Here is a 20443-nt window from a genome sequence, read left to right on the forward strand (position 1 = left end):
GTCAACCCTCCGAACCGACGGTGCGCAGGCGCGCGTAGAAGGCGCCGACCGCCATCTGGCGCTGCGGCTCGACCTGGGGCGCCGCTTCCGTGGGCGTCGGGGCGGCCGGGACCGCCTGAGCCGCTGCCGGAGCGGCCATGGACGTGGGGGCCGGCGCGGCGTCCGGCGCCAGGTCCTGCGCGCCGGGACGCTGCGGCAGGTCGAGCGGACGGAACTCCCCGCCTTCGGGTGCGGCGGGAACGTTTTCCGGCTCGTCCAGGGAGGCCACGAGCCGGCGTTCCTCGACCGGCGCCACCGCCGGTGCGGCGGCGGGTGCCGTCGCCGGGCGCGGCCGCGCCGGCCGCATGGCGCCCTCGTCCAGGCGGCGCAGCAGGGCGCGGGCGTGCTGGACCGACTCCTCCATGCGCGTCGCGGTGCGCTCGCAGGACCCGAGGATGAGCGTCATGTCCTCCTTGACGTCCTTGGCGCGGTCCAGCTCGTCGGCCAGCCGGGTGGCGATCTCGGTGGCCGAGGCGACCAAGCGCTTCATCGAGGCGTCGGTGTCGTCGATCGACTTGGAGAAGGTCGTGACCAGCGCGTTGATTTCCGACTGGCCGGTGCGCAGCATCTTCAGCCGCTTGTTGACGACCACCAGATAGACCGTCGCCGTCACCAGCAACACCGCCAGGGCCGCGTCAATGAGAAAGGAGACCATCGATCAGCTCCTGCTTGGTGTCGAGGTCGGTGTCGATCTTCACCGCGATGTTGTCGTTGCGCTGCCCCATGTGGCCGGCGAACAGCGGGATGGTCTTGCTGAAGACCAGCACCGTTGAATCCGGGTTGATGCGCAGCTTCAGCGACTCGCCCTTCTGCCAGGCCAGCACCTCGCCGAGCGGGACCTTGGTCTCCGCCAGCACGGCGACCAGCTCCAGCTTGGAGCGCATCAGCTCGTTCTTCAGGTGGTTCTCCCACACGGTGTCGTGGCCGAATTTCTCGCCCATGAACATCTGCACCAGCTTGCCGCGCACCGGCTCCAGCGTGGAGTAGGGGATGACGATGTCGATGTGGCCGGTGCGGCGCTCCACCTCCACGGCGATGCGCACGCGGATGACGGCGTTGGTGGCGCGCGTGATGGTGGCGAACTGCGGGTTCACCTCCAGCCGGTCGAAGACGAAATCGACCTGGGCCAGCGGGTCGAAGGACTGCCCCAGATCCTGCAGGATGACCTTCATCATGCGCTCGGTCATCTTGCGCTCGATGGAGGTGTAGGCGCGCCCGTCGATCCGCCCCGGCCGCGCCCGCCGGCCGCCGAGCAGCACGTCCATCATGCAGTAGATCAGGGCGCTGTCGATGGACACCAGCATCTGGTTGTCCCACTGCTCGGCCCGCGCCACGCCGATCAGGGCCGGCAGCTCGATGGTGTCCTGGAAATCGGTGTAGCGCAGCCATTCGATGCGCATCAGCGACGCCTCGACGTTGGTCGAGGCGAACTGGCGCAGCGAGGTGTTCAGCAGCCGCACCATGCGGTCGAACACCACGTCGAGCATCGGCAGCCGGTCCTTGTTGACCGTGGTCGAGCTGACCAGCCGTTCGATGGCGCTGAGCGCCGCGTCGTCGTGCGACGGCGCGCCGAAATTCAGCAGCCGGTCGATCTCCTCCTGGTTGAGGGTCTTGGCCTCGCCGGAAAAGCCGGCCAGCGCCGCCTTGGCGGCGTCGGTGTGGGCGATCTCCGGGCTGCTCTCGGCGGGTGCGGCCGACAGACCCCAGGCGGCGTCGAGGTCGGCGTCGGCCCAGTCGTCCTGGCCGTTGGCATCCTGGCCGTCGGCGTCCTGGCGGCCTTGCGGCGGAGCGCTCATCGACGGCTGGTTCGACCCGTGGGTCTCGCCGGGCTGCGGGGTGGCGGGGGGGTTCGTCATCCGGGCCTCTGGGGTTCGCCTCTGGGGTTCGATCGCGGACGCTATTGCGTGAGCAGGCTGCGCAGCAGGACGTCCGCGACGGCGTCCCGGTTGCTGTTCGGTTCGGAGGCGATGAGGTTGAAGCGGCGCTTGATCTCGGTGCGCAGCCGATGGAGCCCGGCCGATCCCTCCAGATCGTCCTGGTCGAGGTTGCGCAGAAACTCCTGAAGGGCGTCGTTCAACTGCGGCATGGCCTTCTCCACCCGCGCCCGGTCGCCCGGCGCCACGGCGAGGCTGAGGCCGATCTTCAGGTAGCGCGACGGGGTGTCCTTGCGCAGGTTGGCGATCACCTCCGGCATGTCGATCACGCTCTGGTCGGTGGGATTGCTCTCGACGGCCGGCGGCGTCCACAGCCGCCGCACCCCTTCGGTGCCGGCGGACATCCAGTAGCCGCCGAGCCCGGCCGCGACGACGGCGCAGAAGGCCGCCGCCCAGGCCAACAGACGGGCGAGCGGCAGGACGAGCACGAGGACGCGGCGCGGCCCGCCGATGCCGTTCAGCATTTCGACCATGCGTTCCGCTCCACTGCTGCAAACCGTGTATTCATCCGGTCATGCCCGTTTGAGATTGCCGAAAATTTTAGTCGTCCCATCAGCTTCTACAGTTTTAGAGACTTTGCTCTTGCCGCTTCCCCGGTTTTTTACTCCGCTTAAAAGTCGCGCCGTTAGCGTGTGTCCGGTGCGCAGGGCGAAGACTAGGCCCCCCGATTTTCGGAAACTTTAAAGGTGCGGCGAACGTGGACAGTCTGCTCGACACTTTGCGGTCGCTGGGACGTGGCCGCCTTCTGGTGCTGGCCGGGACCGGCATCGGCATGGTCCTCGCGGTCGCCGGCATGGCGATGCTGCTGTCGCGGCCGCACATGACCGCGCTCTACAGCGGGCTGGAGCCGGCCGAGGCCGGCCGCATCGTCAAGGCGATCGAGGCGATGGGCATCCCGGTCAACCCGACCTTCGACGGCACCACCATCGAGGTGCCGCAGGCCGAGGCGTCGCGCCTGCGCATGGTGCTGGCGGAGCAGGGGCTGCCGTCGCGCGGCGGCGTCGGCTACGAGCTGTTCGACACCGACAAGCCGCTCGGCATCACCAGCTTCATGCAGCGGATGAACCGCCTGCGCGCCATGGAGGGCGAGCTGGGCCGCACCATCGAGACGCTGTCCGGCGTCGAGGCGGCGCGCGTCCACATCGTGCTGCCGGAGCGCGAGGAGTTCTCGCGCAGCGCGCCCAAGCCGACCGCCTCGGTGGTGGTGCGCATGCGCGGCCGCGCCGGGCTGGAGCGCAAGCAGGCGCTGTCGATCCGCCATCTGGTGTCGGCCGCCGTCCCGAATCTGAAGCCGAGCGCCGTCACCGTGATGGATTCCTCCGGCGAGCTGCTGCTGAGCGAGGACGACGGGCCGGGGCTGGCCTCGGCGCGCACCGACGGGTTGCGCGTCGCCGCCGAGACGCGGGTCGCCCGCGCCATCGAGCAGATGCTGGTGGCGCGGCTCGGCGCCGGCAACGTCCGCGTCCAGGTCGCCGCCGACGTCGAGACCAAGCGCGAGGTGGTGCGCAGCCAGACCTTCGACCCCAACAGCCAGGTCGTCCGCTCCACCCAGACGGTGCAGGAACAGGAGCGCAGCAGCGACAGCAACGGCGAGCCGCCGGTGACCGCCGAGCAGAACCTGCCGCAGCGTGACGTGCGGGCCCAATCGCAGGGCCAGCAATCCTCCAACGACAACAAGCGCCAGGAGGAGACCGTCAACTACGAGATCTCCAACGTCGCCCGCGAGACGGTGGTCGAGCCGGGCGACGTGCGCCGCCTCAGCGTCGCCGTGCTGGTCAACGGCACCTGGAAGACCGCGCCCGACGGCGCGAAGCAGTACGAGCCGCGCTCCCCCGAGGAGTTGCAGCGCCTGACCGAGCTGGTGCGTTCGGCCATGGGCTTCGACCAGCAGCGTGGCGACCGGGTGACGGTGGACAATCTGGAATTCGTCGAACTCGCCCCCGACCTGGGGCCGCGTGCCCTGTCGGACGAGATCACCGAGACGCTCAGCCGCAACATCATGACGCTGATCCAATGGATCATCCTTCTGGTGCTGTCGGCCCTGCTGATCCTCGTCGGCCTGCGCCCGCTGATCCGCCGTGTCTTCCCGGCTCCCGAGCCGGCCCCGGTCGAGGCCGCGGCCGCGGCGCTCGCCGGGCCGGCGGGCGGCGCCATGCCCCAGCTCACCGGCCCGGCCGTGGCGGCGGGCGCCGCCGGGGCGGCCGGCGCCGGCGGTGCCGGCAGCATCGAGGGCGAGGGTGGCGCCCCCGGCCTGGATGCGGCGGCGACGCCGCTCGGCATCGAGGAGGCCATGGACCAGCTCATCGAGCTGCGCACGGTCGAGGGGCGGGTCCGCGCCTCCTCGATCCGGCGGCTCGGCGAGATGGTCGACCAGTATCCGGACGAGGCCATCGATATCCTGCGCTCCTGGCTCTATGAGGAGGCGGCGTGATGAGCGCCTACCCGCGCTATCGCTTCGACCACAGCTTCGGCACCCGCGTCGCGGCGGTGAACCCGCCGCCGGTCGTCCAGGAGCCGCCGCCGGATCCGCAGGACGTTCCCCGCCATTCCGAACGCGCGCTCCAGGCCGCTCTTGCCGAGGCGCGCAACGCGGGGCGGGCCGAGGGGCTGTTGCAGGGCCGGCAGGAGGGCGAGGCGTCGGCGGCCCGGCGGATCGAGGCGGAGACCGCCGCGCTGCTCGACGCGCTGGCGGGCCGTCTCGACGGTCTGGCCGGCGCGCATGATCTGCTGCTGGAGCGGCTGGAGGCGCAGGGTGCCGTGGTGCTGGTGGCGCTGGTGCGCCGCCTGACTCCGCATCTGCTCGACAGCGTGGCCCGCGCCGAGGTCGAGCGGCTGGCCGGCGATGCCCTGCGCGCCGCCGGCGGCGCCCCGGTTCTGCGGCTGTCCGTCCATCCGGATCTGGGCGCGGCGCTGGAGGAGCGGCTGGCCCGCCAGACCGTCTTCAAGGGCCGGCTGGAAATCGTCCCCGACCCGGTCCTGGCGCGCGGCGCGCTGGACGCGTCGTGGGAGGCCGGTGGCCTGCGCCGCGACCCGGAGGCGCTGGAAGCCGCCCTGTCCGATCTGGTCGACCGGACCCTGTCCGTGCTGACGCCGCCATGAACGCTCTTTCCCGCCCCGGGAGAGGGTTCACCGGAGGCGGGGAGGGTGAGGTGTTATCGGTTGTGCGGCTGATCCCCCCGCCGGCCCCTCATCCTTTCCGCTGACGCGGACCCCTTCCCTCTCCCGGAGCGGGAGAGGATGGGCACGCCATCCCGACACCAAGCGAGAACGCACCATGCCCCCCCTGAACCTCGACATCCTGGACGACGACAACAAGAGCCCCGAGAAGGGCTACGACGGCCCGATGAACGCGATCTACAACGTCCCGGTGGACGTCCAGGTCGTGCTCGGCCGCACCAGCATGCTGGTGGCTCAACTGCTGAAGCTCGGGCGCGGCGCCGTGCTGGAACTGGAGCGCAAGGTCGACGAGCCGGTGGAGGTGCTGGTCAACCACCGCCTCGTCGCCCGCGGCGAGGTGGTCATCGTCGAGGACCAGCGCCTGGGCGTCACCCTGACCGAGATCGTGCGCACGGATCTGGACCTGGATTGAGCGGGGTGCGATGAACGGAGACCGGCCGATGACCCGCCGCGCCGCACAAGCCCCGCTGCTTCTGCCGCTCCTGCTGCTGGCCGCCCTTGCGTGGCCCGTGGCGGCGGTCGCGGCGCCCTTCGACCTCAACCTCGACACGCTGGGGTCCTTGGGGGAGGCCGGCAGCCTGTCGGGGCGCATCGTCCAGGGCATCGTCCTGCTGACCGTGCTGAGCGTCGCGCCGGGGCTGCTGATCATGGTGACCTGCTTCACCCGGATCATCGTCGTGCTGTCGTTGCTGCGCTCGGCGCTGGGGTTGCAGCAGTCGCCGCCCAACATGGTGCTGGTCAGCCTCGCCATGTTCCTGACCTTCCACATCATGGGGCCGACCATCGACAGCGCCTGGCAGGAGGGCCTGCGCCCGCTGCTGAACGAGCAGGTGACGCCGGAGCAGGGGCTGGAGCGGATGGTCGAACCCTTCCGCGGCTTCATGACCGCCCATGTGCGCGAGCGCGACCTCGCCGCCTTCGCCGCCTTTTCCGCCCGCCCGGCCAAGCCGGACGACAGGACCGGCGCGGAGGGCAGGGAAGCCCCGGCGCCCAGGCCGGTGAACGCCGAGACGGTGGATCTGCGCCTGCTGATGCCGGCCTTCCTGCTGTCGGAGCTGCGCCGCGCCTTCGAGATCGGTTTCCTGCTGTTCCTGCCCTTCCTGGTGATCGACATGGTGGTGGCGGCGATCCTGATGGCGATGGGCATGATGATGCTGCCGCCGGTGATGATCGCGCTGCCTTTCAAGATCATCTTCTTCGTGCTGACCGACGGCTGGTTCCTGATCGCCGGCAGCCTGATCCGCTCCTACGGCGCGGGGTGAGGCGATGGATCCCGCGCCCCTCTCCCCCGACGTTCCGCCGTCCCTCGACCGGCCGTCGAGCCTCGCCGACAGCCTGCTGGCGCTCGCCCGCCGGCGCGGCGTCGTGGTGGCCGACGACGGCTCCGTCGCCGGGCTGCTGGCGGCCATCGAGCCGCGCCCGCTGATCCCGCATCCGCTGCTGCTGGTGGCCGGCGCGGTGATGGCGGCGGCCTTCCGCCATGACCGCGCGCTCGGGAGACCGCCCGGCGACGCGCCCGACCATCATTCCCCTTCCGCCGACTGTTCCTTCTGAGGTGCCGCCATGGGAACGCCGATCAAGATCCGCGAGAACTACAAGAGCCTGAACGGCGCCGAGAAGAGTGCCATCATCTTCCTGGCGCTGGGCGAGGAGCGCGGGTCGCGCCTGATGGAGCGGCTGGACGAGGACGAGATCCGCATCGTCAGCCGGGCGATGGCGACGCTCGGCAACGTCACCTCCAGCCTGGTGGAGTCGCTGCTGCGCGTCTTCACCGAGCGCTTCGCCAACACCGGCTCGGTCGTCGGCTCCTACGACAGCACCGAGCGGATGCTGAACCGCTTCCTGCCGTCCGACCGCGTCACCGAGATCATGGGCGAGATCCGTGGTCCCGCCGGCCGGACGATGTGGGAGAAGATGTCGAACGTCAACGAGGGGGTTCTGGCCGCCTACCTGTCCGGGGAATACCCGCAGACAGCCGCCGTCATCCTGTCGAAGATGCGCGCCGACCACGCCGCCAAGGTGATCGTGCTGCTGCCGACGGCGGTGCGCGCCGAGGTCATCGAGCGCATGATCCAGATCGAATCGGTGCAGCGCGAGGTGCTGCTCGACATCGAATCCATCCTGCACAGCGAGTTCATGGCGAATTACGCCCGCACCCACGGCAATGATTCGCTGGAACGCATGGCCGACATCTTCAACCGCATCGACCGCGAGACTCTGACCGAGATCTTCTCGGAACTGGAGCCGGCGCTGCCGGAGCCGACGCAGCGCATCAAGCAGCTCATGTTCACCTTCGAGGATCTGATGCGGCTCGACCGTGTGTCGTTGCAGACGGTGATCCGCCGCTGCGACACCGGCCAGCTCGCCATCGCGCTGAAAGGCGCCCAGGCGGTGCAGCGCGACCATTTCCTGTCGGTGCTGTCGGAGCGCGCCCGCCTGATCCTTCAGGACGAGATCGAGAACATGGGGCCGCTGCGCATGCGCGACGTCAACGACGCCCAGGCCGAGATCGTCGCCATGGCGAAGACGCTGGCCGACGACGGCACCATCGTCATCCCGCAATCGGACGACGCCGACGCGGTCGTCTACTGATGGCTGGCCGCGACCTCGTTCCACTGACCCCTCCGCTTCCGGCGACGCTGGCCGAGCGTTTCCGGGCGGCGTCCGGCGCCGGCCGGGCGGGAGGGGCCGGGGGGCGTGATGAGGACGCGGCCGCAGTGACTCTGCGGGTGCTGGAGCTGCTGGAGACGCTCGACCCGGAGCGGGCGGCGCTGGCACGCGGCTGCCTGCCGCGCTGCGATTCCACCTTCGGGGCCGGGCTGGCGCTGTTCCTGGCGGTGACGGCGGCGGGGTGCCGGGACTGGATCGGCGGGGATGCGGCGGCGGACCTGGAGGCGCTCGACGGCGGGCTGCTGCTCGACGAGTGCGACCGCGCGCTGACGCCGCGCTTCCAGCCGGTGGAAGGGCGCGTCTGGCGGGTGTCGCGGGTGCCGCTGCTCGGAAGCCCGGCCGGGCTGCTGTGCGCCACCAGCGTCGATGACGGTCTGGCCGATTCCTTCACCGTGGTGCTCCAGGCGCGGCCGGCGCGGCTGGGGGCGGTCCAGCTGATGGCGACCGTCGCCGGTCGCAAGCTCGACGTCACCCTGCGCGCGGCGACCGGCCTGCCGGCAGCGTTGCTGGCCGAACTGCACGAGAGCTTCCGCGCGACGCTGGCCGATTGCGGACTGGACGGCGCGCTGACCGTCGGACCGCTGGCCGGCGCCTGGCTGGGGCTGGACGACGACGCGCTCTCGTCCGACCTTGCGTTGTAGGCTGGTCGGCTTCGTCCCGTAGAACGGCACTTATTTAAAATGGCGTTAAAATTTGAGGAAGTGAACAAAACATCCCATTGCGCCGGTGTGGTTATAGGCCGTAGTTGCTTGGACACAATCCGTCGTGACCGTAGGGCGAAGGGGGGCCGTCATGCCACCAAGCACCGAACATGGCCAGCCGGTCATCCTGCTGGCCGACGATGATTCCTTCATGCGGTCGATCGTTGCCAATCTGGTCCGCACCTCGCTGCGTTACGAGGTCGTCATCGCGGCGTCGGGGCGCGACGCCATCGACCGGCTGGGCGCGTGGTCGCCGCCGGTGTCGCTGGCGCTGCTCGACTTCGTGATGCCGGACGGCAACGGGCTCGAGGTGGCGCGGGCGATCCGCAGCGGGCTTGGCCGGGTGCCGCGCGATCTGCCGATCGCCATGCTGACCGGGCGCACCGATTTCGAACTGGTGCGCGCGGCGATGGAGCTGGACGTCAACGCCTATGTCGTGAAGCCGGTGACCAGGGAAACCCTGTTCCAGCGGCTGGAGCGGGCCTGGACCCTGCCATTCGACCTCAAGCCCGCCGAGGTCTACCGGAAGGTCGAAATCCCCAGCCCCTTCGGGCCGGAGCGCGTGCGCAAGCCGGCGGCCCCCGTGCCGCTGCCGACGCCGCCCACCCCCCACCCCTGCGAACCGGCGGCGCGCAGCGCGCGGGTCGAGACGCGGGTGGCCGACCTCACCCCCGGCGTGATTCTGGCCGCCGCCGTCCGCGGCAACAACGACGGCTCGATCATCCTGCCGGCGCACATCCGGCTCGACCGCGCGCTGATCGCCCGCCTGTCCGACCTTGCCGAGATTGGCATGATCCCCCCCGCCGTCTTCGTGATCGCCCGGCAGGAGGGGTAGGGCGGTGGATCCGTTCCTGATGCCGGCGCCGGGGCCGGCGGTGGGCGTCGATCTCGGCGAGCTGCTGGGCGCGGCGCCCATCGGCGTGCTGATCCTCGACGCCGACTACACGATTCTCTACCACAACCAGCGCGTCGTCGACATTCTCGGCGTCTCGGGCGACGCGCTGTCGGCGGCGGTGGCCGCCATCCTCAACGGTCCGATCCTGGCGCATGGGCTGGACATGCGCGACATGGCCGTGGACACCGTCCGGCCGGACGGCGAAACCCGAACCCTCCAGCTTTCCTTCGGCTTCATCGCCCACGGCATGGATGACGCGACGATCGTCTGGGTCTATGACGTGACCGAAATGCAGCGGGCGCGCGTCGAGGCGGAGCGGTCGGCCCGCTACCGTTCGTCCTTCCTTGCCACCATGAGCCACGAGATCCGCACGCCGATGAACGGCGTCGCCACCATCGCCGATCTGCTGGCCGACACCGGCCTGGACGGCGAGCAGCGGGAGATGGTGCGGACGATCCGCGGCTCGGCCGACGCGCTGCTGACCATCCTCGACGACGTGCTCGATTTCTCGAAGATCGAGGCCGGAGCGATGGAGACGGAGGATCGTCCCTACGCTCCCGCCTCGGTGCTCGACGGCATGGCGGCGATCCTGCGCCCGAAGGCGGCGGAGAAGGGGCTGCGTCTGGATCTGGAGGTCGCCGCGGCCGTTCCGGGCTGGGTCGGTGGCGACGGCAACCGGGTGCGTCAGATCCTCATCAACCTCGTCGGCAACGCCATCAAGTTCACAAGGCGCGGCGGGGTGACGGTGCGGCTGTCGGTGCCGGCGCCGGGCCGCCTGCGCGGCGAGGTCGAGGACAGCGGCATCGGCCTGTCCGGCGAGCAGCGGCTCAGCCTGTTCCGCCCTTTCATCCAGGCCGACGCCAGCGTCGCCCGCCGCTTCGGCGGCAGCGGGCTCGGGCTGTCGATCTGCCGTGGCCTGATTGAGCTGATGGGCGGCACCATCGATGTGGTCAGCACGCCCGATGTCGGTTCGCTCTTCTGGTTCGAGATCGACGCCCCGGCGCGCGAGGCGCCGCCGCGCGCCGCCGGTCCGGCGCGCGAGGGGACGCGGCGGGACTGGCGGATGCCCGACCGCGCCGAGGCCGAGGCCGCCCGCGCCGTGGTCCTCTGCGTCGAGGACAACCCGACCAACCGCTTCGTGCTCGACCGCGTCATGCGCCGGCTCGGCATCCAGCACGACAGCGCCGTCAACGGGGCCGAGGCGCTCGCCATGCTGCGGGCCGACCGGCACGGGCTGGTGCTGACCGACCTGCACATGCCGGTGCTCGACGGCTACGGGCTGGCCCGCGCCATCCGCGCCTGCGAGGAGGCCGACGGCGTGGCGGAACCCTTGCCGATCCTGGCGCTGTCCGCCGACGCCGTGCGTGGCACCGCCGAGGAGTGCGAGGCTGTCGGCATGGCCGGGCATCTGACCAAGCCGATCCGCATCGACGCGTTGGACGAGGCCATCGCCCGGTATCTGCCGGCGGCTCACCGGCTGCGCCGGGCGGGCGGGGCCGAACCGGGTGGGACCGCCGTTGCCGCCGCTCCGAAACCGGACGCCGCGACGCTGCCGCTCGACCTGACGCTGCTGACCGATCTGGTCGGCGACGATCCCGACTCCATCCGGGCGGCGCTGGAAAGCTTCCGCGATTCCGCCACCGAGCTGATGGCCGGAATCGAGAAGGCCGACGATCTGCAGGGGGCGATGATCGCCGCCCACTCGCTGAAGTCGGCCAGCCGCTGCGTCGGCGCCCTGGGCCTGTCGCAGGCCGCCGAGTCCCTGGAGACGGCGCTGCGCGAGGGGAGCGCGGATGCGCCGGCGCTAGCGCTCCGCGTCGGCGAGTGTTTCGCCGACAGCCTCCGCGTCGTCCGCGCCACCATCGAACAGCACACCTGACGAGCCACGGGCGCGACGCGGCCCGACGGCGATCCAGGCGACGATTCCGGTGGGACGGTCCGCTCAGATCGGCGTGGCGGCCGGGCGTTGAAGCGCCGGAGCCACCGGAGTCGGCATGCCTGGCGGCGGTGGAGGCGGCGGCAGGGCCTGCAACGCCGCCCGCGCGCTCTCGCGCAGCGCCGTCAGGTCGGGTTCCGGGAAGCGTTGCAGCAGGGTGGCGTAGGACGCCCGCGCCACTCCCGGACAGCCGATGATCGCGAACATCTCGCCCTGACGGAGCAGAGCCGCCGCCTCGTCGGTTCTGCGGTGGCCGGTGATCGAGGATGCGATGGCGTACCAGCGGCCGTAGGCCGCCCACATCCCCTGCACCGCATCACTCTCACACTGCGCGACAGCCAGAGCTTTTTCAAAGGCTTGCCGATAGTCGCTGTCGGGCGACTGCGGCAGTTGGACGCAGCCCGGCAGCAGCATGGCCAAAGCAGCGGCCAGACGGCTCGGAATGGTGACTCTGTCCGTTCCGCGCATGGAACCCCTCCCGAAGGTGATACGCCCCAAGAAAAGACGATTACGGTTAAACCGGCGTTCACGTTTGTGGCGGGCGGTTACGGAAATACCAACGGCATTAACCATTGATCGTTCGTAAAGAAGCGATTTGGAACGGCGTTAACTTGACATTCATACGAATTTCGACAGTAAAACGGGAGATAGATAAAAATTTAGTCAGCATTGAAGGGTTTATAGATCCTTAAAAGGACGTAAAATCGCCCAATGACATATATCATTCCAGGTACCCCAACCTGTTGACAGATGGCCGTTCGATGGGTTCTTTTGTGCCTGTGATAAGGGTGAGACACGGTTAAAATTAAATAAAAGGCAATGCTTCGCCCTTGCTTGCCACGCCATGGAGAATCCAATGCAAACGCTGCTGATAGAGCCGGGGGACCTGATCGCTGAAGCCATCGGGAAGCAACTCGATCTTAGTAAAATTAACCATGACCGGATCGACCTGGATGGGCTTCAGGATCTGCTGAACGGCCATGGGCGGATCGAGATCAACCATGATGCGATCATCATCGGGGATGTCGGCGACACGGCGGCCTGCGTGGCGATGCTGCGTGCCCATCAGGTGACGGCGGCGATCATCTGCCTGATCGAGCGCCGCTGCGCCACCACCACCGCCGCCATCCTGCGGGCCGGCGCCGACGACGTCCTGGTCAAGCCGGTGATCAGCACCGAGATCCGGGCGCGCCTGGAGGCGATCCGCCGCCGCTCCTACGGGCTGACCAGCAACGCCGTGTCGGTCGGCCGCCTGACCGTCTTCCTCGACGGCCGCGATCCCGAGGTGGACGGCGAGCGTCTGCGCCTCAGCCAGCGCGAGCACGCGATCCTGTCGGTGCTGGCCCTGAACCACCGCCGGGTGGTCTCCAAGGAGCACATCTACGAGGAGGTCTACGGCCTGTCCGGTTCGGACCCGCTCGACAAGGTGATCGACGTCTACATCTGCAAGCTGCGCAAGAAGATCGACATGGCGACCGGCGGCGGCCGCTACATCGAGACCGTCTACGGCCGCGGCTACAAGTTCGAGGCGCCGCCCGACCACGTCGCTCCCGACATGGCGTCGCTTCTGCTGGAGCGGCTGTCTCAGACGGCGGCGCGCAACGCCGGCCGGCTGCCGATCATCCCGCCGGTCGCCCCGGCCAACCAGCGCGCCGCGGCGCGGGTCGCCAGCCGCTGACCGTCAACCGCCGGCCGTCAACCGGCGTGAAGATCAGGTCCGGAAAAGAACGCCTTTCTCCAAATTTTTCGAAAACGACTATCTTTCTTCAAGAAACACCGCCCCGAGCGAACGGCATCACTTTTTTACCTCGGCTTAAACCGGGTTGGTCATCCTTAGCTTCGCCACTCGCGCTCCCGCGACTTGATCGGGAAGGCCCGCGCGACATCGGCCCCGGCGTCAGAAAGGCGCCATGCATCTCGCGAAGTGGAGATACCCATGGCCTCGATTATGACCAACGCCTCGGCGATGACCGCGCTGCAGACGCTGCGCAAGGTGACGAGCGATCTGGAAGGCACCCAGGACCGCATCTCGACCGGCCTGAAGGTGAACGTCGCCAAGGACAACGCCGCCTACTGGTCGATCTCCTCGACCATGAAGTCCGACGTCGCCGGCTTCAAGGCCGTCTCCGACGCTCTGGGCCTCGGCACCTCGACCGCCGTCAACGCCTCGAACGGCGCCGACAGCGTGAAGAACATGCTGACCGCCATGAAGCAGCGCATCGTCGCCGCCCAGTCGGACGGCACCGATCCGAAGTTCCTTCAGGCCGAAGTCGACCAGTACATCCAGCAGATCGAGGGCGTCGTCGCCTCGGCCTCGTTCAACGGCGACAATTGGCTGAACGTCAACTATTCGCCGGACGGCTCGGCCAAGGATCTCAACGTCGACGTTCTGGCGACGCTGAGCCGCAGCGAGAACGGCGTGACGCCGAGCTACATCAGCTTCACCCGCCAGGACATGCGGTCTGATTCGATCCTCGGCAAGGCGACGATCGAGCAGAAGATCGACTCCACCGTGGCCGCCAAGGCCTCGCAGGTGTTCGACATCGGCACCTCGAGCGGCGTCTACATCGACGGCCAGAATCTCGGCCTCGACAAGCTGACCTTCAAGTTCACCAGCGAAGCGCTGACCGTGAACTACCAGCAGAAGGAAGTCGTCGGCGCCGGCACCTCGGTCAACGGCGACATCGTCGCCCTGACGCTGAAGCCGATCACCACCGACATCACGGTCGATCTCAGCGCCATCAAGTACACCACCGACCAGGCGACCACCGAGGCCCTGATCACCACGGCGATCAACGACGCGATCGCCAAGCAGACCTACGCCTCGATGCTGCCGTCGATCATCGACCAGACCAAGACCCTGGCCGCCGCGAGCCAGCGCCAGGCCCTGGTGGATTCGGCCTACGACGTCGCCTACACCAAGCACCTCGCCCAGACCGGCAAGGCGACCGACTTCGAAGGCGCCAAGGCCTACGGCGACGCGGTCAAGCTGGCCATCGGCGCCGCCTACGACCGTGGCGACACCGCCTACAACGCCAAGCTGACGGACGGCACCACTGACCTGTTCACCGCCGCCCTCGACCTCAGCGGCGCGGCCGCCGGCCTCACGCTCGGCCTCGGCAGCGCGGCGTCGACCGCGGCGGTGACCGCGGCGACCTCGGCTCCGGGCCTGCTCGGCGGCACGGCGCCGACCGACTACGCGACCGCGAACGCCCTGCTGAAGGACCGCACGGTCAAGTCGGCCTTCGCCACCATCGACGGCAAGCGTCAGCTCCAGTTCACCGTCGGCGCCGGCTACAAGTCCGCCACCACCTCGGCCGACATGACCGCCGCCACCAACATCGTGGCCGACACCAACTACAACTCGAAGATCGAGGGGTTGTGGGTGCAGACGAAGGAAAGCGACGCCTTCGGCGGTCTGGCCGAACTGAAGCAGCTCGACGTGCAGAACAACGCGACCCGTTCGCTGGAAGCCATCGACAGCATGCTGACCAAGGTGATCGTGAAGGCCGCGGCCGTCGGCTCGATCGAAAACCGCATCGGCATCCAGACCGACTTCCTGTCCAAGCTGACCGACGCGGTCAACAAGGGCATCGGCCTGCTGATCGACGCCGACATGAACGAGGAATCGAGCCGCCTGCAGGCCCTCCAGGTCCAGCAGCAGCTCGCGACCCAGGCGCTGTCGATCGCCAACCAGGGTCCGCAGAACATCCTGTCGCTGTTCCGCTAAGCCTTGGGCGGGCCGGGGCCTTCCCTTCGGGGCGGGCGCCGGCCCACTCTCCCTTTTGGGGCCGGAGGCCGGCGGGCGGCCGGCGGTGCCCGCCGCCGCGCCGGCTTTCGACGCAGACCAACCCACCGACGGTGAAACCCTCAAAAGGTGCGACCATGAGCATCGCCGCCTACCAGCAGACCATCCTCGAATGCGAGGATCCGCGCCGGATCGAATACCGCCTGTTCCTGCGCATCACCCTGGCCCTGGAGCGCCACCGCGACGCCAACTGGCAGTCGGAGGGGTTGAAGGACGCCCTGTGGCGGAACATGGAGCTGTGGGGCTGGCTGCGCGCCGACCTGCTGGACGACGAGAACGGCCTGCCCGAGAAACTCCGCGCCGGCTTGGTGTCGCTGTCCTACACGGTCGACCGGCGGACCCGCGAAATCCTGCGGGGCGGTGGCGGAGTCGACCTGCTGATCGACATCAACCGGGCGGTCATGCAGGGGCTGCAGGGAACGCCGCAGCCCGCCCTGGAGGTCGCCGATGTCGCTTAAGCTCCGGCTGAAGCCGCTGGAACGGGTGGTCATCAACGGCTGCGTCGTGCAGAACGACAACCGCCGCTACACGCTGACCATCAGCAATTTCGCCCAGATCATCCGCGGCAGCGACATCATGCAGGACGAGGAGGCGACCACTCCGGCGCGCCGCTGCTACTTCGTCATCCAGAGCATGCTGCTCGATCCCGCCGCCGCCGGCACCCACACCCCGGTCATCACCGGGATGATGGCCGATCTCTACGCCGCCTTCGTCCGTCCGGACGTCCAGAACCACATCATGCAGGCGATGGGCTACGTCGCGGAGCGCGACTACTACAAGGCCCTGAGCAGCCTGCGCCCGGTCCTCGACTATGAGAACACCGTTCTGGGGCGCCCGAAGGCGCGGCCGCCGGGCCAGAGCGAACAACACGTCGCGGGGTGATCATGGCAAAGCCCTTGGATGGTGTCGGCGGAGCCGGCACCGAGCGCGGCATCACGAGCGCCGACGTGATCGCCGAGGCGCGCCAGCGCCAGATGGACCGTCTGAAGGCGGCCCAGGCCGCGAACGACAAGCCGGCCGAGGTCGTCGAGGGCGCCGACAAGGGGCAGCAGGCGGGCATCCCGCCGCGCAACCCGCCGCGGGACGACATCCAGCCCTACCGGGTCCAGCTCGATCCCGAGACCCAGCGCCTTCACACCGAGGTCCTGGACACCGAGACCGGCCGGGTCATCATGCGCATCCCGCCGACCTACGTCGAACCCGACCTCCACGCCGAGGAGGCGTCGGCCGGAGAGGATGGTGAAACACCGGAGCGGGAGGTCAAGGCATGAGCACGATCCAGGACTACCGGCAGATCGTGCGCAACCAGGACCGCATGGAAGGGGCGCTGCGCAAGCGCGGCGACATCCAGCGGAGCATCGCCTATTTCGAGGCCAACATCGGCAAGATCACCTCGGCCGATGCCCTCCTGAAGGACGACAAGCTCTACCGCTTCGTCATGGAGGCCTTCGATCTCGGCAGCCAGACCTTCGCGCGCGGCCTGATCAGGAAGGTCCTGAACGAGGGCGTCACCGACGAGAAGGCCACCGCCAACCGGATGAGCGACCCCAAGTTCAAGGAGATGGCGACGATTCTCGGTTTCAAGGAGAATGGCGGCGCCGCCCTGAAGGAACCGAAGATCGTCCAGGCCATCGTCGAGCGCTTCATCGACGTCAAGATGGAGGTCCAGGCCGACGAGACCAACCCGGCGGTCCGTTTGGCGCTCTATTTCCAGCGCCGGGCGCCAAGCATCAACAACTGGTTCCAGGTGCTGGGCGACGCGCCCTTGCAGAAGGTGGTGTTCACCGCGCTGAACATCCCGGACGGCGCCGCACTCCAGGACATCGACCGGCTCGCCGAGAAGCTGGCCAAGAAGTTCGACATCAAGGACTTCAAGGACCCGGCGAAGGTGCAGAAGTTCCTCGACCGCTTTTCCGTCATGTACGACATGCTCAACGGGTCGTCGGACAACGGCGCCGCCACTGCGCCGTCGATCGGGATCTCGCGCAGCGGACGCGCCTCGATCATCACCATTGATCCGTCCATCACGATGTCGCTGCTGAAGTTCCCGCGCTTCTGACGCAAGGGCGGGTTTCGCCAGCGTGGGGAGTTCTTGCCGTGGAGGTGGAAAACAGGGCGCTGCGCAACAGCATACGGCCGCCGGCGACGACCGGCGCCGGGCCGGTCGGCCTGGCGCGGGCCAGGGCGGGCGAGGGGCGTGATTCCCTTCACATTCTGCCGCTGTCGATCATCCCGCTGGAAACGCCGGGCCTGCGCCACGCCCGGCTGATCAAGAACGTCCGGCTGGAAACCGTCGCCGAGGTCTTCAACGACGCGCAGACCGGCAGCGGCCAGATCGGACTCGACCAGCTGCCGGCCTGCTTCGGAATCGATGGTCCGGCAATGCGCCGCGACCTGCGCAAGATCATGCAGATTGCCGAGGCCGCCAGCTTCGACGTCTACAGCCTGCGGCTGGAGCTGCGCCGCCTGAAGATCGACGTCGACGAGGCCGACGCGCTCCGCCTGTCCGACGCCAAGCGGGCCGAGCTGACCGGCTACATGCAGGTCTTCACCCGCCCGCTGATCGAGCATGTCTACGGCTCCGACGGCGTGCGTGTCAGCAGCATGGAAAGCCTGATCCGCATGTTCGCCGAGCCGGACATCGAGGAGGCGCGGCGCCGGCTGCAACTGACCGCCGACCGGCTCGACATCCCGCTGACGGAGATTCCGGCCTTCCTGGAGGAATACGCCGACATCTTCCTGTCGCTGGCCTATTTCAAGCGCTGCCTCGACGACATCGTGCCGGACGTGCAGGGCTTTCTCGCCTGGATGACCGAGCTGCACCAGGCCAGCGAGGTGCGGCGCGATTTTCGGCAGGGGCGTCTGCTCGACGAGATCGGGCGCGATCTGACCGACATCGCCACCTCGATCACCGGGCGCTTCGAGAGCTTCGACAACCGCTCGCGCGATTTCTGGCGCAACATCAACGCCGAGAGTTTCCGCGCCATCCGCGACCTGATCGTGACCCACCATCTGACCATCGGCGGCGTGCTGTGCGGTCTGGCGGTGAAGATGAATCTGTGGAAGGCGCGCTTCTCGCGCGGCGGCGGGCCTGTGCGCCGGCTGGAGTTCATCCGGTCGGAAATCCTGCCCGGCCTGTCGCACATCAAGGCCATCGAGCAGGCGTCGCGCAACAGCTTGCGGTGACGCCTGCGGCTTTGGGTGAGCGGCCTGTCCGTCGCCATCCCGGTGAAAGCGGGGATGGCGGGAAGCAGGACCGGAAGACGGCTGTCTGCCGAAGCCGGCCTCACAGCCGGACGGCGTCGGCGCGGCCGGCATCCGTCGCCTGGAGCGCGTAGAGCTTCGCCAGCGTCTGCGGCGCCGGGCTTTCCTCCGGGCGTAGCGTGGCGGCGGCGGCCGCTTCCGGAACGGCGGCCTTGCGCCGCAGCGCCTCGACCATCGACGCGGCGGAGGGCAGGGGGACGTCACCGCCGTCGCCCTCTCCCTTCAGCCAGGGCAGCGGAGCGGCGCCCGCCACCGTGGGGGCCGCCGTGGCGGGCGCCTCCCCGCCGATGTCGTCGGCCAGCGTTCCGAGATGGCCGAGCACGCTGTCGCCGGTGATCTCCTCGAAGACCACCATGGCGGCGCTGCCGATCAGGCCCGCCGGACCGCCGAACAGGAAGCCGCCGGCCAGCCGCGCCGGGATCGAGATGCTCTCGCCGGTCGCCTCGCGGTAGACCGACGACACCACCGGCAACTGCTGAAGCGGGTTCACCACGTCGAGCAGATCCTCGAAGCCGACCTCCATTTTTTCGGCGAGGTTTTCCTTGGGTTCGGGCGGCTTGGCCGAAACCCTGGCCTGGGGCGGCGGCAGGGCCTGGGCGGCCAGTTTGGTGTTGACGCTCATGTCGGGGCTCCGGTCGTCGGGAGAAGGGCTGCGAGCTGCGTGAAGGTGTCGGGGGTGGCGGTGCGGTCGTCCTTGCCCTGGCGCAGGAAGGCGTCCAGCCGGGGGTGCAGGTCCATGGCGGCGTCGGTGTCCGGGTCGGTGCCGCGCTTGTAGGCGCCGAGCCGGATCATCTCGCGCATGTTGTCGTAGGTCGCGGCCAGCGCTCGGGCGCGGCCGACGACCCGGTTCTCGTCGGGGCTGTGGCAGCCGGGCAGGGTGCGCGAGACGCTGCGCAGCAGATTGACCGCCGGGTAGCGGCCCTGTTCGGCGATGCGGCGGTCGAGCACCAGATGGCCGTCGAGGATGCCGCGCACCGCGTCGGCGATCGGCTCGTCATGGTCGTCGCCGTCGACCAGCACGGTGAAGATGGCGGTGATGTCGCCGCCGCTTCCACCATCGTCCGGACCGGGGCCGGCGCGCTCCAGCAGGCGGGGCAGCTCGGCGAAGACGCTGGGCGGGTAGCTCTTGGAGGTCGGCGGCTCGCCGGCGGCGAGCCCGATCTCGCGCTGCGCCATGGCGAAGCGGGTGACGCTGTCCATCAGGCACAACACATGTAGCCCCTGGTCGCGCAGTTCCTCCGCCACGGTCAGGCAGAGCAGGGCGGCTTGGCGGCGCATCAGCGGCGGCTCGTCCGAGGTGGCGACGATCACCACCGAGCGCGCCAGCCCTTCGGCCCCGAGATCGTCCTGGATGAACTCGCGAACCTCGCGGCCGCGCTCGCCGACCAGCCCGATGACGATGGCGTCGGCCTCGGCGTGGCGGGCGAACATCGACAGCAGGGTCGATTTGCCGACGCCCGAGCCGGCGAAGACGCCAAGCCGCTGGCCACGGCACAGGGGCACGAAGCTGTCGATCACCCGGATTCCGGTGTCGAGCTTCTCCCCCACCCGGCGGCGCGCGCAGGCGGCCGGCGGCGGCTGGCGCAGGCTGCGCGCGTGCTCGCCGTTGCGCAAGGGGCCGTGCCCGTCGATCGGCTGGCCGAGCGCGTCGATCACGCGGCCAAGCCAGCCGATCGACGGCCGCAGCGTGAAGGCGGTGTCGTTGGTCGTGGCGGCGCAGCCCTCCGCCACGCCCTCGATGTTGTCGAAGGCCATCAGCAGGGAGCGGCCGTTGCGGAAGCCGATGGTCTCGCACAGCACGCGGCCGCCGCGCACCGTCTCGGCGTGGCACTTGTCGCCGACCGACAGCACGCGCTGAAGCCCGTCGACCTCCAGTGTCATGCCGGCGGCCGAGCGGATTTCGCCGCGCCAGCTCACGGTCGGCATCCGTTCGATCTCGGCCGCCAGGGTCGCCAGGGGGGCAGGGGGGGCGCGCATGGGCGCTGTCTCCATCCATCCTCGTTGTCCGCATCCTAACGG

At 69.0% G+C, this 20443-nt stretch carries 22 protein-coding genes; 16 read left to right on the forward strand and 6 right to left on the reverse strand.

Annotated features, from left to right (window positions below):
* Position 1: 1 nt before the first annotated feature.
* From JN22_RS34095 to JN22_RS34105, 3 genes are read right to left on the reverse strand one after another with little or no spacing between them, the layout of a single operon-like run.
* A complete protein-coding gene (locus JN22_RS34095) occupies positions 2 to 694 on the reverse strand; it encodes a DUF6468 domain-containing protein (RefSeq protein ID WP_085558316.1) in 693 nt (230 codons plus the stop codon).
* A complete protein-coding gene (gene fliM, locus JN22_RS34100; RefSeq protein ID WP_223678038.1) occupies positions 675 to 1895 on the reverse strand; it encodes a flagellar motor switch protein FliM in 1221 nt (406 codons plus the stop codon). The genes JN22_RS34095 and fliM overlap by 20 nt, the downstream gene beginning before the upstream one ends.
* A 41-nt stretch (positions 1896 to 1936) precedes the next feature.
* On the reverse strand, positions 1937 to 2446 hold the full coding sequence (locus JN22_RS34105) for a flagellar basal body-associated FliL family protein (RefSeq protein ID WP_085558317.1): 510 nt from the start codon (positions 2444 to 2446) through the stop codon (positions 1937 to 1939).
* 224 nt (positions 2447 to 2670) lie between these two features.
* Here JN22_RS34105 and fliF point away from each other — a divergent pair, with 224 nt between their 5' ends.
* From fliF to JN22_RS34150, 9 genes are all read left to right on the forward strand, one after another.
* Positions 2671 to 4404 carry a flagellar basal-body MS-ring/collar protein FliF gene (gene fliF / locus JN22_RS34110; RefSeq protein WP_085558318.1) on the forward strand — a complete coding sequence of 578 codons (1734 nt, stop codon included), beginning with the start codon at positions 2671 to 2673 and terminating at the stop codon, positions 4402 to 4404.
* Positions 4404 to 5072, forward strand: coding sequence for a FliH/SctL family protein (locus JN22_RS34115; RefSeq protein WP_085558319.1), 669 nt, complete (start codon positions 4404 to 4406; stop codon positions 5070 to 5072). The genes fliF and JN22_RS34115 overlap by 1 nt, the downstream gene beginning before the upstream one ends.
* 175 nt (positions 5073 to 5247) lie before the next feature.
* Entirely contained in the window at positions 5248 to 5562 is a 315-nt protein-coding gene (fliN, locus tag JN22_RS34120; RefSeq protein WP_085558320.1) for a flagellar motor switch protein FliN, read from the forward strand.
* Positions 5563 to 5590: 28 nt separating this feature from the next.
* Positions 5591 to 6412 (forward strand): flagellar type III secretion system pore protein FliP, encoded by an 822-nt coding sequence (fliP, locus tag JN22_RS34125; protein WP_179166355.1) that lies wholly within the window; start codon positions 5591 to 5593, stop codon positions 6410 to 6412.
* Between the two features lie 4 nt (positions 6413 to 6416).
* The gene (locus JN22_RS34130) at positions 6417 to 6704 is read left to right on the forward strand and encodes a hypothetical protein (RefSeq protein ID WP_085558322.1); all 288 of its coding nucleotides are present in this window, start codon (positions 6417 to 6419) and stop codon (positions 6702 to 6704) included.
* Between the two features lie 9 nt (positions 6705 to 6713).
* Positions 6714 to 7742 carry a flagellar motor switch protein FliG gene (locus JN22_RS34135; RefSeq protein ID WP_085558323.1) on the forward strand — a complete coding sequence of 343 codons (1029 nt, stop codon included), beginning with the start codon at positions 6714 to 6716 and terminating at the stop codon, positions 7740 to 7742.
* The gene (locus JN22_RS34140; protein WP_085558324.1) at positions 7742 to 8461 is read left to right on the forward strand and encodes a hypothetical protein; all 720 of its coding nucleotides are present in this window, start codon (positions 7742 to 7744) and stop codon (positions 8459 to 8461) included. Before JN22_RS34135 ends, JN22_RS34140 begins: the two co-directional genes overlap by 1 nt.
* Before the next feature lie 151 nt (positions 8462 to 8612).
* Entirely contained in the window at positions 8613 to 9356 is a 744-nt protein-coding gene (locus JN22_RS34145) for a response regulator (protein WP_085558325.1), read from the forward strand.
* 4 nt (positions 9357 to 9360) lie between these two features.
* A complete protein-coding gene (locus tag JN22_RS34150; protein WP_085558326.1) occupies positions 9361 to 11295 on the forward strand; it encodes an ATP-binding protein in 1935 nt (644 codons plus the stop codon).
* A 63-nt stretch (positions 11296 to 11358) separates the two neighbouring features.
* Here JN22_RS34150 and JN22_RS34155 read toward each other — a convergent pair whose 3' ends face one another.
* A complete protein-coding gene (locus JN22_RS34155) occupies positions 11359 to 11820 on the reverse strand; it encodes a hypothetical protein (protein ID WP_085558327.1) in 462 nt (153 codons plus the stop codon).
* Between the two features lie 388 nt (positions 11821 to 12208).
* Between JN22_RS34155 and JN22_RS34160 the strand changes: the two genes are divergently transcribed.
* The 7 genes from JN22_RS34160 (at position 12209) to JN22_RS34190 (ending at position 18346) form a co-directional block, all read left to right on the forward strand.
* A complete protein-coding gene (locus tag JN22_RS34160) occupies positions 12209 to 13030 on the forward strand; it encodes a winged helix-turn-helix domain-containing protein (protein WP_085558328.1) in 822 nt (273 codons plus the stop codon).
* Positions 13031 to 13288: 258 nt separating this feature from the next.
* Positions 13289 to 15082 carry a flagellin N-terminal helical domain-containing protein gene (locus JN22_RS34165; protein ID WP_085558329.1) on the forward strand — a complete coding sequence of 598 codons (1794 nt, stop codon included), beginning with the start codon at positions 13289 to 13291 and terminating at the stop codon, positions 15080 to 15082.
* A 155-nt stretch (positions 15083 to 15237) separates the two neighbouring features.
* Positions 15238 to 15618, forward strand: coding sequence for a flagellar biosynthesis regulator FlaF (gene flaF / locus JN22_RS34170; RefSeq protein ID WP_085558330.1), 381 nt, complete (start codon positions 15238 to 15240; stop codon positions 15616 to 15618).
* A complete protein-coding gene (locus JN22_RS34175) occupies positions 15608 to 16042 on the forward strand; it encodes a flagellar biosynthesis repressor FlbT (RefSeq protein ID WP_085558331.1) in 435 nt (144 codons plus the stop codon). Before flaF ends, JN22_RS34175 begins: the two co-directional genes overlap by 11 nt.
* A 2-nt stretch (positions 16043 to 16044) precedes the next feature.
* On the forward strand, positions 16045 to 16431 hold the full coding sequence (locus JN22_RS34180) for a hypothetical protein (protein WP_085558332.1): 387 nt from the start codon (positions 16045 to 16047) through the stop codon (positions 16429 to 16431).
* Positions 16428 to 17219 (forward strand): DUF1217 domain-containing protein, encoded by a 792-nt coding sequence (locus JN22_RS34185; protein WP_085558333.1) that lies wholly within the window; start codon positions 16428 to 16430, stop codon positions 17217 to 17219. Before JN22_RS34180 ends, JN22_RS34185 begins: the two co-directional genes overlap by 4 nt.
* A gap of 38 nt (positions 17220 to 17257) precedes the next feature.
* Positions 17258 to 18346: a hypothetical protein gene (locus JN22_RS34190; RefSeq protein WP_085558334.1), complete on the forward strand. Its 1089-nt coding sequence runs from the start codon at positions 17258 to 17260 to the stop codon at positions 18344 to 18346.
* 100 nt (positions 18347 to 18446) lie between these two features.
* Here the strand turns inward: JN22_RS34190 and JN22_RS34195 are convergent, their stop codons facing one another.
* A complete protein-coding gene (locus JN22_RS34195; RefSeq protein WP_085558335.1) occupies positions 18447 to 19046 on the reverse strand; it encodes a hypothetical protein in 600 nt (199 codons plus the stop codon).
* Positions 19043 to 20401, reverse strand: coding sequence for a flagellar protein export ATPase FliI (fliI, locus tag JN22_RS34200; protein ID WP_085558336.1), 1359 nt, complete (start codon positions 20399 to 20401; stop codon positions 19043 to 19045). Before fliI ends, JN22_RS34195 begins: the two co-directional genes overlap by 4 nt.
* Between the last annotated feature and the right edge of the window lie 42 nt (positions 20402 to 20443).

The organism is Azospirillum agricola, assembly GCF_020005195.1.
In the GTDB taxonomy this organism is placed as follows: domain Bacteria; phylum Pseudomonadota; class Alphaproteobacteria; order Azospirillales; family Azospirillaceae; genus Azospirillum; species Azospirillum agricola.